Below are 14,619 nucleotides of genomic sequence, written 5' to 3'. Positions count from 1 at the left end.
GGTTTCTGCCTGACAGGAAGCCGACCGAGCCATCGCGGCCATCAAAAAAGCAACCGCTTGACCTTCCCATGATGGGAAGGTGTAGCCATCTTCCAACGAGAGAAGGAAGGTGATGCGTCATGACGATGCATGCGAAGCATGAAGCGCCAGCAAGCGGGCTCAGCGTGATCGATATCCCGGTCGACGGCATGACCTGCGCCTCCTGCGTCGGGCGGGTGGAGAAGGCGATCACCGCGGTCCCCGGCGTGAACGGCGCCGAGGTCAACCTGGCGACAGGCAAGGCGCGCGTAACGCTCGCCAGGGCCGACACCGGCGCGGTGGCCGATGCGATCCGCGGCGCCGGCTACGAGCCGGGCGCGACGACGATCGCGCTGGCGATTTCCGGCATGACCTGCGCCTCCTGCGTCGGCCGGGTCGAGAAGGCGCTGCGTGCCGTGCCGGGCGTCCTGAGCGCCGACGTCAATCTCGCGACCGAACAGGCGACCGTCCGGGCCGCAGACGGCGCCATCACGCCGGCGCTCGTCGCCGCCGTCGCGGCAGCCGGCTACGAGGCCAGGCCGCGCGACGAGGGCCGCCGCGACGAGAGCGATGCCGCCGCTACCCGCCGCGAGGCCGAGCAGACCGCCCTGTTCCGCGCCGTCGTCGTGGCGGCACTGGGGACGCTTCCACTGCTGGTGCTCGAGATGGGGCCGCATCTGAGCGAAGCCTTTCATCACTGGCTCTATGCCCGCATCGACGCCTTCGTGCTGAAGCTGATCGCCTTCGGCCTCACCACCATCGTGCTGTTCGGGCCGGGCCTGCGCTTCTTCCTGAAGGGCTGGCCGGCGCTGCTGCGGGCTGCGCCCGACATGAACGCGCTGGTCATGCTCGGAGCCGGCGCGGCCTATGCCTATTCGGTCGTCGCGACCTTCGCGCCGGACTGGCTGCCCGATGGCACCGACTACACCTATTTCGAGACAGGCGCAGTGATCGTCACCTTGATCCTGCTCGGGCGCTGGTTCGAAGCCCGCGCCAAGGGTCGGACCAGCGAGGCGATCAAGCGGCTGGTGCAATTGCAGGCGCGTTCGGCCCGCGTGCTGCGCGACGGCGTCGAGAGCGAGGTCGCAATCGAGCATGTCCGGGTCGGCGATCTCATGCTGGTGCGGCCGGGCGAGAAGATCCCGGTCGATGGCGAGGTCGTCGAAGGCGCCTCCTATGTCGACGAAGCCATGGTGACCGGCGAGCCGGCTCCCGCTCATAAGAGCGTCGGTTCGGCTGTGATCGGCGGCACGATCAACCGCAACGGCGCGTTGCGCTTTCGGGCGCAGAAGGTCGGCGCCGATACCTTGCTCGCCCAGATCCTGCGCATGGTCGAGCAGGCGCAGGGCGCCAAGCTGCCGATCCAGGCGCTGGTCGACCGCGTCACCAACTGGTTCGTGCCGGCGGTGATTGCCGTCGCCTTGCTGACATTCGCGGCCTGGCTCGCCTTCGGCCCCTCGCCTGCCTTGACCTATGCACTGGTCAACGGTGTGGCGGTGCTGATTGTCGCCTGCCCCTGCGCCATGGGCCTGGCGACCCCGACCTCGATCATGGTCGGCACCGGGCGCGCCGCCGAGCTCGGCATCCTGTTCCGCCAGGGCGCAGCACTGCAGGGACTGAGCGAGGTTTCGACCATCGCCTTCGACAAGACGGGCACGCTGACCAAGGGCCGGCCCGAGGTGACGCGCTTCACCCCGGCTGAAGGCTTCGTCGAGGACGAGGCGCTGCGCCTCGCTGCCTCCGCAGAGAGTGCTTCCGAGCATCCCTCCGCCGAGGCGATCGTCGCCGAGACGAAACGGCGCGGCCTCGAGCTCGCCCCGGCGGTGGACTTCACGGCCGAGCCCGGTCTCGGCATCTCCGCCCGGGTCGACGGGCGCGAGGTCCTGGTCGGCTCGGCCCGGCTGATGGCGGAGCGCGGCGTCGCCACCGGGATTTTCGCCGAGAAGGCTGCAGCCTCGGCTCGCGACGGCGAAAGCCCGCTCTATGTCGCGGTCGACGGGAGCATCGCCGGCCTTGTCGCCGTGGCCGACCAGGTCAAGCCGGGGAGTTCGGCGGCGATCGAGGCACTCAGGGCGCTCGGCCTGCGCATCGTCATGGTGACCGGAGACAACCGCGCCACCGCCGAGGCGATCGCAACCCGGCTCGGCATCGACGCGGTCGAGGCCGAGGTGCTGCCGACCGACAAGGCGGCGATCGTCAAGCGCCTGCAGGCAGAGGGCGGCAAGGTCGCCTTCGTCGGCGACGGCATCAACGACGCGCCGGCGCTGGCGCAGGCCGATATCGGCATCGCCATGGGCGCCGGCACCGACATCGCCATCGAGAGCGCCGATATCGTGCTGATCTCCGGCGACCTGCGTCACGTGCCGGAAGCGATCGGCCTGTCCAAGGCGACGATGACCAATATCCGCCAGAACCTCGGTTGGGCCTTCGGCTACAACTTGCTGCTGATCCCGGTCGCGGCCGGCGCTCTCTACCCGCTCTGGGGCGTGCTGATGTCTCCGGTCTTCGCCAGCTTCGCCATGGCCTTCTCCAGCGTCAGCGTGCTGGCCAACGCACTGAGGCTGCGCCGCTTTTCGGCGCGGCAGGACATCGCCGCAGCGCCGACCCCGGCCCCGGCTTCGGCTTACGGGAGGATGGGATGAACATCGGACAAGCAGCCGAAGCCTCCGGCGTCAGCGCCAAGATGATCCGCTATTACGAGCAGATCGGACTGATCGAGCCGCCGGCGCGCTCGCAATCTGGCTACCGCGTCTATGCCGAGCCGAACGTCCATACGCTGCGCTTCGTGCGCCGTGCCCGCAGCCTCGGCTTCTCGGTCGAGGAGACCGCGGCGCTGCTGGCGCTCTGGCGCGACCGCTCGCGGGCGAGCGCCGACGTCAAGACGCTGGCGCTGAAGCATGTCGCCGAGCTCGAGGAGAAGGCAGCCGCCCTGCAGGCGATGGCGGCGACGCTGCGCCATCTCGCCAGCCATTGCCATGGCGACAAGCGGCCGGACTGCCCGATCCTCGACACCATCGGCTCGCCGAACTGAGACGCCGCAAAGCAAAATGCCGGAAGCCTTTCCGGGCCCCCGGCATTCGCCGATACGGGAAGAACGTGTCGTCGACAGCGTCGTTCAGCGCCGCATCGCCTCGGCGAGGCGCGGCGAGAAGGTGCGGGTCGGCCGGCGGACGACCACGACGGACCGGTTCGGCGTCATCACCGTGGTGCGGTGCGCGGCCTTGCGGATCAGCGGCACGACCTCGGCGACGGTAACGCCCATCAGCTGAGCGGCGAGCTCGGCCTGCTGCTCCGGCGAATCGCTCATGCACTGGGCCGCCGTCACCGCCTCTTCGAGGGTCGGCAGCTCTTTGCGCGGGCGCAGGATGCGCGGCGGGGGATTCTTGTATTCGGGCATCTCGATGGCTCCTTGGATGCCTAAAATAGCACTTATTGTGCACTGCACAAGATTACCTGGATTATTCTCTGCATTGCAACAATCGCAGATCGGACTGGCACGGGGCTTGCGCCTTCGGAATGCCTGAAACCGGCAGGAGATTGTCCGCCCCAGAGCCGGTTCCGATCGGCCAGTTCGACTCGTCTGCATAAGGAGAGATCTCATGAGCGCAGCCGATGCGGCCATGCCGGCCGCGCAGACCCGTCGACGCCGGCCGCCCGCCCCCGTGCCGGAAGAGCGCGAGTTCGGCCGGCTCGAATTGCTGCTGCGCCTACGCCGCAACCCGCTGACGATCTGGCGCACGCGCCATTTTCGCGAGCCGATCGTCGCCGGCGAAGGCCTCTTCGGCTACGGCGTCGTCATCTCCGATCCGGACGCCGTCCGGCATGTCCTGGTCGAGAACGCAGCGAACTACCGCAAGGACGACCTGCAGCGCGCCGTCCTCGCCCCTGGTCTCGGCGAAGGATTGCTGACAGCGGAGGGCGAGGCCTGGAAGCGGGCGCGGCGGACGCTGGCGCCGCTGTTCACGCCGCGCAGGGTCGCGGCGCTGGCCGAACGCATGACGGCGCCGACCGAGCGGACCGTCATGCGCATGGCGCGCCGGCGCAGCGGCCGCATCGTCGACATATCGGCCGACATGACCCGCGTCACCTACGACATCCTCGCCGAGACGATGTTCTCGAACGCGATCGCCGGCGGCGCCGATGCCTTCGGCAAGGCCCTGACCCGTTATTTCGAGACGCAGGGGCGGATCGACCCGCTCGACGTGCTCGGCGCACCCTCCTGGCTGCCGCGGATCGGCCGCTGGATGGCGCGCCCGGCGATCTCGTTCTTCGAGGCGCAGGTCAAGGCGATCATCGCCGAGCGGCAGGCGCTGCATGCCGGTGGGAGCTGGCATCCGGAGAAGCCGGACCTGCTCGACGCCCTCCTCGCCGCCCGCGATCCCGAGACCGGGACGGGCCTCAGCGACGCAGAGGTCGGCGCCAACATCGTCACCTTCATCGGCGCCGGCCATGAGACGACCGCCAACGCCCTGACCTGGTCGCTCTATCTCACATCGCTCGCACCGGATGTGCGCGACGCACTGGAGGCAGAGATCGACGCCGCCGGCGAGGATCTCGCCGCTGCCGCCCTGACGGGGGAGCGGCTGGCGCTCACCCGCGCCGTGATCGAGGAGGCGATGCGGCTCTACCCGCCGGTGCCGTCGCTGTCGCGCACGGCGCTGGCCGACGACATGGCCGGCGCGTGCGTCATCCCGAAAGGTGCGCTGGTGGTGATCTCGCCCTATCTGCTGCACCGGCACGAGACGCTCTGGCACGCTCCGGAGCAGTTCCGACCCGAGCGCTTCCTGCCCGGCGCCCGCGAAGGCATCCCGCGCTATGCCTATCTGCCCTTCGGCGCCGGCCCGCGGGTGTGCATCGGCCAGCAATTCGCCATGATCGAGGCGGTGATCGTCCTGGCCACGCTGCTGCGGCGGCTGCGCTTCGTGTATGCAGGAGCGGAGGCACCGATGCCGGTCCAGCGTATCACGCTGCGTCCGGCGCAAGGCATGCCGATGCGCATCACCGCGCGGCGGGGATAACAACGGCTGCAGCCGACCGCGGCGAATTAACCACAGGAGCCGGAAAAGCGTTAAAGATGAACCCAATGTTTTTAAAGATGTCGCGCCGATGGCGTTGGGTGCGGCGCAACAGCCGCAATGCGAAGCACCGCGGAGCCCTGTCATTCTTGGCTCTTCGACCCATGACTGGACCGCGAACAATTTAAAACTTGGCAGAATCGTGACAAAGTGCGGCGGCTCTTGCCCAGAAAAGGCCAATATGGAAGAGATGCCAGGTGTGGTGCCGCGTGGTCCTGTCCGGTTCTGCGAAACCGGCTCTGCCGGGGGCAAGGGCTACCAGATTGCTGGCACCATCAATTTTGGACGCAACTTTTTACTGGGGTGACGTAATGCATGCCAAGACCTTGAAGGCCGGAACCATCCTCGTCGCGGGCGCGCTCGCGCTCGGCGGCTGCACGGGATCCCAGGAACGCGTCGCGGCCGGTGGCGCGCTCGGCGCCGGCGCTGGCGCCCTGATCGGCGGCGCGGCCGGTGGCTGGCGCGGCGCGGCGATCGGCGCCCTGATCGGCGGTGTCGCCGGTCTCGTCATCGCCGACGCGATCGAGAAGGAGCGCGCCCGCGAGGCCGCCTACATCGCTGCGCGCTCGGGCGGCTCGAACGTCCAGAGCTTCCGCAACTCGAGCGGCCAGGCCGTGACGGTCCGCGCCCGCACAGTGCGCACTTACAACAACAGCCAGGGCCAGCGCATCCGCGTCGTCGAGCGCAGCGTGACGCGCGAGGGCAAGGCCGCCGGTACCGACACGGTCGAGGTCAACTTGGCGACGAACGAAGCGTCCGGCATCTGAGCCGCGGCGAAACGAGAACCGGTCCTCCCTCGCCTGCGAGGGAGGACCCCATGAGTATCGAACCGAGATGACTGCGCGAGCGCTGAGAAAACGAGCCCTTTGCCTGACGGTTGCCTGCCTCGTGGCGGCGGCGCCGATGGGGGCTACGGCGCAGACTCAGATGATGGCGGGCTTCGATCCGTACAACCCGTTCGGCTCGGCCGCCCAGATCCTCTGGCAGCGCATCCAGCAGCAATGCCCGCAGCTCAAGCTGCCGGTCACCATCGGCATCGCCTCGCGGCCCGCGACACGCGACGCCTTCACGACCGACCAGGGCAACAACATCATGCAGCAGATCCGGGCTGCATTCTCGAACATCCCGGGCATCACGATGGCGCCCTGGCTCGACATCGACCCGATCAAGGGCATCGTCGACACTGGCGTCCTCGACAATCCGCTGGCCGGCGACAACAAGGAACAGCTCAGCAAGATCCAGCTCGAGGTCCGGGCTTCCGGCTACAAGGCCGGCGCGGCGACGCGCTTCAACCTGTCGGCGCATGGCTGGAACGGCTATGAGAGCTGCTCGCCGAGCCTCGACCCGTTCCCTGTCTCCCAGGACTTCATCGGCGAGGAATACAGCTCGACCGACGAGCTCTTCAACAAGGTCGCCGCCGGGGTCTGGGCGGCTTCGGTCGACACCGGCAATCCGATGACCTTGTCGGTCAGGATGCTGAGCGGGCTGCCGGTCAGCCCCGGCTGGCAGGAGTTCTTCTCCGACAAGCTGCGGCGTGCGCTGAGCAAGCAGAACGCCGAGGAGAAGGAAACCAAGATCCGGGCCGAGCGCCACGTTTCCCTGGTCATCGCACACGACCCGGCAAGCGCCGAGGACAAGCGCTGGGAGGGCATGGTCACGGTCGATCCGCGCCCGCTCGGCTACCGCATCTCGGTCAGCGTCAATCGCCGGAACACGACGCCGGTCTCGGAGGATGGGCTGGTCGCGCTCGACGAATTGCCGACGATGCAGCAATGGGCAGCGCTCGGTCCGGAGACCCAGACGCCCCGGCTCGACCAGACGCCGATGCGGGTCAATGCCCGGATCGAGGGCGGCCGCGCCCTGCAGCAGTATCCGTTCCTGGTCGCGCAGGAATCCTATGTCGAGGTCGACATCCCGACCGCCAGCGTCCGCGGACCGCACCCCGCCGTGCCCGTCGACGTGCTCGGCCGCAACAACGCCGTGTTGAAGACCATCCACATCGTCAATCCGAGCCGGCCGAATCTGCGGCGCTACAAGCTAGGCCCTGGCGAATACACGATCCGGGTCGCCAGCGCCGGTCCCGTCGCGCAGGACTTCCAGCTGCGCGCGCGCGCCATCGACACCAGGGACATGCTGATGCCGGAGGCGCCTGGCCGGCTGCTGCGGCGGTTCCAGGACTGGTATGCCAGCGTCTCCGAGGACCCGCGCACCGGCCAGCGCACCTGCTATGCCTATACGGCAGCGCAGGAAGCGGGGCCGCGCTACTGGCGCGAGCAGGCCCCGTTCATCCTGCTGCAGGCGAGCAGCGCCGGAGTCGGCAACGGCGATCTCCAGCACCTGATCGAGGACAAGCGCTATTACAAGCCCAACACACCGTTCGAGGCGGTCATCCGGGAAGGTGGCGGCATGGTGCGCCGGCTCAACGCTGTCCCGACTGCCGCGGGCAACTTCATCCGCCCGACGAAGCAGGGCTCGAACGGCCAGCCTATCCTCGATATGGATGCCGTCGCCGGCTACAACAGGGGCACCACGCTCGAGATCCAGGGTACGGCGACCGATGGCCGGCCGGCGCATGTGATCTACTCGCTGCAGGGCTACCGCGCCGCCGTCAACGCCATGTCGCTGGAATGCGGCCGCCGCGACCTCGCCAACGCGCTCGTCTGGAAGTAGTCGCCAGCCTATGGATTCAGGCCAGCGCCAGCGCGGCCCGCGCCGGTCCCGTATCTTGCGCCGGCTCGAACCGGATCAAGCCACGACGGACATTGGCGGCCGCGTCGAGCACCGCGGGAAGCGAGCGCGCGGACCGCTCGAGCACGCCGAGCATGGCCGGCACGAGCCGGGGATCGTTCCAGACCTCCTGCGCCCGGCGACCGAATGGCGCCAGGAAAGGCTCGACCCCGCTCCAGGCCAGAATAATCTCGCGCGGACGCACTGCCGCGGCCTCCAGCCCCGACAGAATGCGCTCGATGATCGGGGCCCAAACGCCGTCGTCATAACGCCCCACCGGCAGGAGGACGACCAGCCGCGCGGCATCCAGCAAGGCGGCCTGAGCCTGCGAAGCCACCTGGCCGGGATCGCGGAACAGGCGCGGCAGCAGACGCGGCGCCAGGAAGCTCGCATCGACCTCGCGCGCGTCCAAGCCAGACGCTTCGGAGAGCGCCAGGCGACGCTGCGTGACGTCCTCGCCGGCACTCGATTGAGCGAGCGCGGCCGGCAGCGCGGCCGGCAAGGCGGCGAAGCAAACCGATTCTGCCGTCATCACATCCCGCTCCGTCTCGGCCTGCGACCGACCTTCCCCGACAGCTCGAGGCGGCAGGTTTCCGCAAGTGCAGCCAGCTGGCCGCAAGATCAGGCCCGCACCGACAAGGTCGAACCGAGCGCATGTCTTGCAAGACGGCGGGCCATCGCGCAAGGTCCGCTCACGTTGCCCCGCCCAATTCGTCTTCCCCGGAGCCTGTTTCCGTGACTCTTTCCGTGGCGCCGGTCGCCATCATCTGGGACGGCTCGCGTCATGTCGCCGCGATCTGGCGGGACAGCGCACCGGCCCGTTTCCTGGCAGCCGAAGAGACAAGCGGCCGCATCAGCCTGATCGCCGCCGCCGACGCCGGGACGGCGCCGCTGTTCGCGACCCTGCCCCCCGGCAGCCATGCGCTCCATGCCGTGACGGTCGAGCCCGATGGCGGACTGACCACGATTCCGGTTCAGCTCGACGACAAGCTGACGTTGGCCGAGGCCGATCGCAACGCCGCCGGCCTGACAGTGGTGCAGACCTATCTCGACGATCAAGGCCGGCTGGCCCAGCAGACCGGCCCCGCCGGCTCGCTCCCATCGGCGCCGGCGGCAATGCTGGCCGCCGGGCTCAACCGGGCCAGCGGCTCGGACGCCGAAGGCTGGCGGCTCTTGGCTGGCCCCTTCCTGCATCCGGACGACGAACGGGCCGCGACGACCATGCTGACGGTGCGCCGCGGTGAGGCCGGCGGTGTGACGCTCGTCTTCGCCGCCGACGAGGCCGAAACCGCGGCAGAAGGATTGCTGGTGGCTCATCTGCCGGCAGCGATGCGCGAGGCACGGCAGAGCCTGGCGCAGATCGACCAGGACATGCGGCACGCCATCGAGGCTGAGCTCGACACGCTGGCAGCCTCTCCGGCAGACCAGCGCGACGTCGATGCGACCGGGCTTGGCCGCGTCGCTGCGCTGCGCCGCGGCTTTCGCCTGCTCCGGCCCCGCGTCGAGGCCGGAGGTGGCGTGCTCACGCTCCCCGACTGGGTCGAGGCGGACGAGATCATCGTCTTCGCCGAACCGCGGCGCCAGCTCGTCTGGGCGGGTGATGGCGAAGCCGTTGGCGGCAGCCCGTTGACGCTGCTGTGGCAGGAGGGCGCCTTCGCGGCGCTCTCGCATGGCGCGCGCTACGCGGCCTCGGCCGCAACCGGACTGACGCTCGGCCAAAGCGGCGGCAACGCGCTGGTTGTCGCGACCGCCGGGAGCACCGCGCCCTTCCATGACGACCTCGCCCTCGCGGCAAGGCGGCTGGCCGAGGGACTCTGGCGAGCGACGAGCGCGGCCAGGCCGCCACGACTCGGCGCCATCCTCGGCGAAATCGGCCTGCGCATGGCCCAGACGCCGACCGGCGCTCTTGCCGGTCTCGACGCGCGCAGCAAGGCCCCCGAGGCACCTGAAAGCCTGCTGGAAGCGCTGGCGACGACGACCGGAATCGACCCGGACCGGATTGACGAGCTCGGCGAGCGCACGCTCACCGAACAGCTCGCCATGCTCCTGCGCGCCCTGGCTCAGCCGCAATTCGCGGCGCGGGCCTGCGCCGCGCGCCTCGTCCTGCCCTTGCCCGGATCGGCACAGGACGAGGCCGGGCTGGAACGGCTGCTCGCCTGGTACGAAGACCCCAATCTCCCGCAGGCGCTCGCCCGCGAGGCCATGGCGCTGGCGGGACACGACCGGCGCGCGATGCGGCTGCTCCACGACGTCGCCGCCAGCGTCCATCAAAGCTGGATCGACACCGGGCTTGCCGCCGAAGTCGAGCAGGCGATGGCGGCGGCCGCGACGCAACGCGGACAGCGCCGGCTCTCGCCGCTCGATGCCTTGCTTCTGGAGTTGCGCCGGCAGCCGCTGCGGCAGCCGACACCGGGCCTCGAGGCGATCGCTCGCATGCGCAGCGAGCTCGGCGATGCCGCACGGCAGGCGAATCAGCCCGCCGCGATCACCGACGAGCTTGGGCGGCGGCTCGGCGAGCTGACCCCGGGCGAGATCGTCCTGCTGCACGGCCATTTCGCGTCCCTGAAACGCGAGGTCGAGCAGGCTGCGGCCGCAGCCGAGCTCATCCGCGAGTGGGAAGACGCGGCCGGGTGTCCCGGCCTCGCGGCTCGCGCGCATCGGTCCGGCGATCCCGTGCGTGGCGCGCAGCGGCTCGCGGCGGCCAGCCGCAATTTCGCAGGCTCTCTCTCGCAGATCGAAAGCCTGACCCCGGCGCTGACCGAGCTCGGGAGCGCGATCGACGGGCTGCTCGGCCCGGCCGGCGAAGGCACGGCGCGCAACCGGGCCCTGCACGAGACGCTCGACGGCTATGGCCGCCTGCTTCTCGCGCAGCTGGTCCGGCACGAGGCCGACGGCGCCTTCGCCAGCGTGCCCTTCGCCGGGAAGGCGCTGGCCGATCCGCAGGATACCGGCTTCGGCGCGGCTTATCGCCGGCTCAGGGCCGGCTCCGGCGACATGCTGCCGCGCTATCTCGCCGCCGCCGCCGCGCTGACCGGGCTGGATCACCACTGGGGCAGCACGCTCGGCGGCAAATCCGGGTCCGCCGCTTCGAGGCAGGACGCATGACAACCCTGCCCTGCTACAATCTCGAGACCCGCCTCGGGAGCTTTTCCGCGACCATCGCGCTCGACCGCAGCGGCGAGCTGATCGACCTCATCGCCTTCGAGGCGCCCGAGGACATGGTCAAGGCCGTGACGGTCTCGCTGGTCTCGCATGCGCCGAGCCTCGCCAGCGGCATCGACATCGGCTGGCTGCAAGGCAATACCCTCCTCGACAAGGCCGCAGTCAGGGCGGGCGAGCGGCTGGTGCTGGGGTTGAAGCGCGACGCCGTGATGCGCGCCGTGGCGAACCACCGCGCGCAGGCCGACATCGACAGTGACGCCAGCCTCGAGATCGCCTTCTCCACCATCGTCGAGACCGCGGCTGGCACCCGCGCCTCGCCGCGGCGCCTCCTCAAGATCGCCGCGCTCGCCGGCGCCTCGCAGCCGGAATGGCGGATCGAGCCGGTCGAGATCGACCTCGACTCGCTGCAGGCCGGCAAGCAGATCGCGATCGGCCAGATCGCGGTCGGCATTCCCAGGGACATCGTGCTCGAAGGCCGGCGTGGGTTGACCATCGAGGCCAGTTGCTTCGGCATCAAGGCCCAGCATCTTTCGCTCGGCGTCGCGGCTCCCATGGACCATTCGGTCTCGCTCAGGCGCTTTCCGGATGCCGGCACCGCGACCAGCCGGCACCTGATCTGGCTCGCCGACGCGCCGGCGCTCGCCGGCCAGGAGGTACGCCTCGACGTGACGCTGACGCGCGACGCCGTGCTCGACTTCGTCGACGAGACGATCCAGGCCAATCCGAAGGCGCCGCTGCAGGTCAGGCTCACCGCCAAGCTCGGCGGCTGGGTCGGCCAGGACGGCGCCGGCCATGATCCCGACGGCCCGGCCAAGCCCTGGTCGAGCGCGCTCGAATCCCGCTCGGTGCCGATCCTCAGCCAGAACCGCGGCGAGGTGGCGCTCACCATCGCCGGACAGCACTTCGCCTGCCCGCTGGGCGGCAGCGCGCAGTTCGAGATCACAGGCGGACTCAACGCCGAGGTCGATCCGGACGACGAGACCTCGATCGTGCGCTGCGACGGGCTGGTGATCGACCTGCGCCGCTGGCCGCTGACCCGGACCGCGCCATTGACGGTCGAGGTCACCAGCAAGATGGGCGAGAGCGAGATCGCCGAGCCGCCGACGCCCTTCCCGCTCGAGATCGTGCGCGAGGGTGATTTCGGCCGGCGCGGCCGCGCCGTCGTGCCGATGCAGAACCTGACGACGACCTTGTCGCGCGCCGTGCGCACCAGCGGTGCCAATGTGCTGCGCGGCGAGATCACCGTCTCGCTGGCGATCAAGGCCGCCGACGAGGGCGGCCGTGCCTTCGCGCAGGCGAGCCTGCCGCTGCGCTATAGCCGCCGCGTCCACCGCCTGCCGATCTGCATCGATCTTGGCGCGTCCGCGACCTCGATATGGTCGGGCGCACCGCGTGCTGCCGGCCGGGCGACCGAGATCAAGCCGCTGGCGCTGGGCACCTGGCTTTCCGCCCATGTCGACCCGCGCCATGGCGAGGCAGCCCTGCAGGATGCCGGCGCCGCGCCGCTGATCCCGAGCCATGTCGGGCTCGATTCCAGCAATAATCTGCGCGCCGACCATGCACCGCACAGCCTGCCCGACCTCGCCTTGATCGGCTCCGACCGCGCCAGCGTGGCGCGCCGTCTCAAGGCGTTCGCGCGGCGCTATGACGTCTCGGCACCGGCCCCGCCGCCGCAATCCGGCCTGCCCGAAAGCGGCAAGCGGATCGACTCGCTCAAGCACGCGCTGACCTCCGGCGCGGTCTCGCTGACGCTCAACGAGCAGGTCCATCGCTACGACGCCGCCACCGACCGCGTCGTCGCCACCAACACGGTCGAGATCGCGCCTCTGGTCGCCGATGTGCTCGACGAGCTGGTCGATCTCTACGTGCTGCGCCTTGGCGAAGACCGCCTGCGCGTCGAGGACCATGCGCCGCCGCCGGTGGTGCCGCGCATCCTGGTCTCCTGCCCGAGCGGCATCGGCGACGAGATCGCCTCGCGCTACCGTGCCGCGCTCGAACTCTTCGCCCAGCGCCTCGAGCGGCTCTTTCCGGGCGCGACCAGCTTCCCGGATGCCGCGGTCACCGTGCCCGAGGCGGTCGCCGCGGCGCGCTATGTCTCCAGCCTGCCGGAGGTGCGCGCCGCTGTCCCGGATCAAAGCGAGGCGCTGCTGGTCACGCTCGACATCGGCGGCGGCACCAGCGACGTCGCCCTCGCCACTTTGCGCCGAGACGGCGACCGGCTGAGCCATCAGACGCTCGTGACCTTCGGCCTGCCCGTCGGCGGCGATCTGATCGACGAGGAGTTGACCGGTATCGCTGCCACCCTGATCGACCGCGCGATGGACGGGCAGGACGCTCATTGGCAGCCGGCCTTCGCCGAAGCGTCTCTCGCCCGCGCCATCCAGCGCGAGGACGCTGGCGCGCTGGCGGCGCGCAGCTGGCTCCGCAATGCGGTGAAGCGGGCCAAGACAGGCCTCGCCACCCGCCTGAGCGAGAAGGCGCAAGGTGCCGGCACGCGTTACCGCTGGGATGTCGAAGCGGCCGACGAGACCTTCGACATCGTCCTTGCCGAGCTGAAGCCGGACGGCGATCCAGCGGGCCTCTATGTCGCCCAGAACGAACCGGCACTGGCTGATGTCACGCAGCGGCCGGGCCTGCAACTCGCAATCGACGGGCCCGACAGGGCCGGGACGCGCCGGCTGGTGCTGAAGCTCTCGCGCAGCGCCCTGGAGAAGGGCGCGGGCGAGGCCTCGCAACGCCTTGCCGAGATCGGCGCCGTGCTCGGCGGCCTGCTGCCGCGCCTCGCCCGCGCCGCCGGCCCGAACCCAGCGCGCCGGCCGACCGTGATCATGGTGCCGACCGGGCGCGCCGCGCTCTGGCCGCCGATCTTCGAGGCGATCGCCATGGAAGCCGACGCCAGCCGCGCCGCGTTCCCATTCGAGCGGCCATTCTCGCCAGCTGCGATGAAGAAGGCGGTGATCGCGGGCGCCGCTATCCTCGGCATCGAGGGCGACATGGCCGGCAGCGCCGTACAGTACAAGAACCCGCTCGGCATCGCCGCCATGGCGGTGCAGATGCGCGATCTCGGCGCCACCGGCCTGCGCACCGAATTCGCGGCCGAGCGCATCCATTATCTCGGCTACGACATCGGCTCGGGCGCACGCGTCCATGCCGAGCATGACGAGGCGGCGCCGAGCCTGGGCGGGCGTGCCAATCTCGGCCGCCGCTTCCAGTTCGTGCGTACGATTCCGGGCCTAGACCCGCAGGGCAAGGCGCTGGCGCGCCTGCGTCCGCTGCTGGATGGCCAGGACCCGATGGTGCTGCTCGAAGGCGATTCGATCGTGGAGGCCCATCGCGAAGGGCTCGACGGCTTCGGCGTCTGTGAGATCATCAGCGAGGTGCTGTCGCCGGTGAGCCGCAAGGTCACGGTGGTCGCCGCCAACGAAGGCTGGGAAGCCTGCTGGCGGATCGAGCACGACCGCGTCTCGCGGATCTATTGAGAATCGAGATGTGCCCCGCTCGCCATTCGAGGTCATTCCGGACAAGCCGCGAAGCGGCGCCGATCCGGAATCCATTCCGGAGCCAATCAGATAAAGGTTCCGGGATGCGTCCCGGGTCTCCCTCCGGTCGCCCGGGACGACTCGCGTATTTGATGACG

General features: G+C 69.7%; 10 protein-coding genes. 8 read left to right on the top strand and 2 right to left on the bottom strand.

Going from position 1 to position 14,619, the window contains the following annotated elements; genetic code table 11:
- Window positions 1-119 precede the first annotated feature (119 nt).
- Both V7S63_RS19190 and cueR read left to right on the top strand, forming a co-directional pair.
- Window positions 120-2,660 carry a heavy metal translocating P-type ATPase gene (locus V7S63_RS19190; RefSeq protein ID WP_336531364.1) on the top strand — a complete coding sequence of 847 codons (2,541 nt, stop codon included), beginning with the start codon at window positions 120-122 and terminating at the stop codon, window positions 2,658-2,660.
- On the top strand, window positions 2,657-3,049 hold the full coding sequence (gene cueR, locus V7S63_RS19185) for a Cu(I)-responsive transcriptional regulator (protein WP_091834562.1): 393 nt from the start codon (window positions 2,657-2,659) through the stop codon (window positions 3,047-3,049). Before V7S63_RS19190 ends, cueR begins: the two co-directional genes overlap by 4 nt.
- Before the next feature lie 84 nt (window positions 3,050-3,133).
- On the opposite strand, the gene V7S63_RS19180 is transcribed toward cueR, so the two are convergent.
- Window positions 3,134-3,415: a hypothetical protein gene (locus V7S63_RS19180; protein WP_091834565.1), complete on the bottom strand. Its 282-nt coding sequence runs from the start codon at window positions 3,413-3,415 to the stop codon at window positions 3,134-3,136.
- Window positions 3,416-3,617: 202 nt separating this feature from the next.
- On the opposite strand from V7S63_RS19180, the gene V7S63_RS19175 reads away from it, so the two are divergent.
- The 4 genes from V7S63_RS19175 (at window position 3,618) to V7S63_RS19160 (ending at window position 7,763) form a co-directional block, all read left to right on the top strand.
- Window positions 3,618-5,036 (top strand): cytochrome P450, encoded by a 1,419-nt coding sequence (locus tag V7S63_RS19175; RefSeq protein WP_336531363.1) that lies wholly within the window; start codon window positions 3,618-3,620, stop codon window positions 5,034-5,036.
- 88 nt (window positions 5,037-5,124) lie between these two features.
- On the top strand, window positions 5,125-5,400 hold the full coding sequence (locus V7S63_RS19170; protein ID WP_336531362.1) for a hypothetical protein: 276 nt from the start codon (window positions 5,125-5,127) through the stop codon (window positions 5,398-5,400).
- A 4-nt stretch (window positions 5,401-5,404) separates the two neighbouring features.
- On the top strand, window positions 5,405-5,860 hold the full coding sequence (locus V7S63_RS19165; RefSeq protein ID WP_091834572.1) for a glycine zipper domain-containing protein: 456 nt from the start codon (window positions 5,405-5,407) through the stop codon (window positions 5,858-5,860).
- Window positions 5,861-6,020: 160 nt separating this feature from the next.
- On the top strand, window positions 6,021-7,763 hold the full coding sequence (locus tag V7S63_RS19160) for a hypothetical protein (RefSeq protein WP_091834575.1): 1,743 nt from the start codon (window positions 6,021-6,023) through the stop codon (window positions 7,761-7,763).
- Window positions 7,764-7,779: 16 nt separating this feature from the next.
- Here the strand turns inward: V7S63_RS19160 and V7S63_RS19155 are convergent, their stop codons facing one another.
- Window positions 7,780-8,322, bottom strand: coding sequence for a hypothetical protein (locus V7S63_RS19155; protein WP_336531361.1), 543 nt, complete (start codon window positions 8,320-8,322; stop codon window positions 7,780-7,782).
- Window positions 8,323-8,555: 233 nt separating this feature from the next.
- Between V7S63_RS19155 and V7S63_RS19150 the strand changes: the two genes are divergently transcribed.
- Both V7S63_RS19150 and V7S63_RS19145 read left to right on the top strand, forming a co-directional pair.
- Complete coding sequence (locus V7S63_RS19150) at window positions 8,556-10,925, top strand: hypothetical protein (protein WP_336531360.1); 2,370 nt, start codon at window positions 8,556-8,558, stop codon at window positions 10,923-10,925.
- Window positions 10,922-14,461 carry a hypothetical protein gene (locus V7S63_RS19145; RefSeq protein WP_336531359.1) on the top strand — a complete coding sequence of 1,180 codons (3,540 nt, stop codon included), beginning with the start codon at window positions 10,922-10,924 and terminating at the stop codon, window positions 14,459-14,461. Before V7S63_RS19150 ends, V7S63_RS19145 begins: the two co-directional genes overlap by 4 nt.
- The last annotated feature ends 158 nt before the right edge of the window (window positions 14,462-14,619 follow it).

This window comes from Allobosea sp. CCNWLY174 (assembly GCF_037120455.1).
In the GTDB taxonomy this organism is placed as follows: domain Bacteria; phylum Pseudomonadota; class Alphaproteobacteria; order Rhizobiales; family Beijerinckiaceae; genus Allobosea; species Allobosea lupini.
Note: the sequence above shows the minus strand (reverse complement) of the source record. Positions and strands in the feature narration are given on the sequence as shown.

What these genes read in the sequence shown, in the direction of transcription:
- V7S63_RS19190 (WP_336531364.1), top strand. Translation starts at nt 120, where the DNA reads ATGACGATGCATGCGAAGCATGAAGCGCCAGCAAGCGGGCTCAGCGTG.
- cueR (WP_091834562.1), top strand. Translation starts at nt 2,657, where the DNA reads ATGAACATCGGACAAGCAGCCGAAGCCTCCGGCGTCAGCGCCAAGATG.
- V7S63_RS19180 (WP_091834565.1), bottom strand. Translation starts at nt 3,415, where the DNA reads ATGCCCGAATACAAGAATCCCCCGCCGCGCATCCTGCGCCCGCGCAAA.
- V7S63_RS19175 (WP_336531363.1), top strand. Translation starts at nt 3,618, where the DNA reads ATGAGCGCAGCCGATGCGGCCATGCCGGCCGCGCAGACCCGTCGACGC.
- V7S63_RS19170 (WP_336531362.1), top strand. Translation starts at nt 5,125, where the DNA reads ATGGCGTTGGGTGCGGCGCAACAGCCGCAATGCGAAGCACCGCGGAGC.
- V7S63_RS19165 (WP_091834572.1), top strand. Translation starts at nt 5,405, where the DNA reads ATGCATGCCAAGACCTTGAAGGCCGGAACCATCCTCGTCGCGGGCGCG.
- V7S63_RS19160 (WP_091834575.1), top strand. Translation starts at nt 6,021, where the DNA reads ATGATGGCGGGCTTCGATCCGTACAACCCGTTCGGCTCGGCCGCCCAG.
- V7S63_RS19145 (WP_336531359.1), top strand. Translation starts at nt 10,922, where the DNA reads ATGACAACCCTGCCCTGCTACAATCTCGAGACCCGCCTCGGGAGCTTT.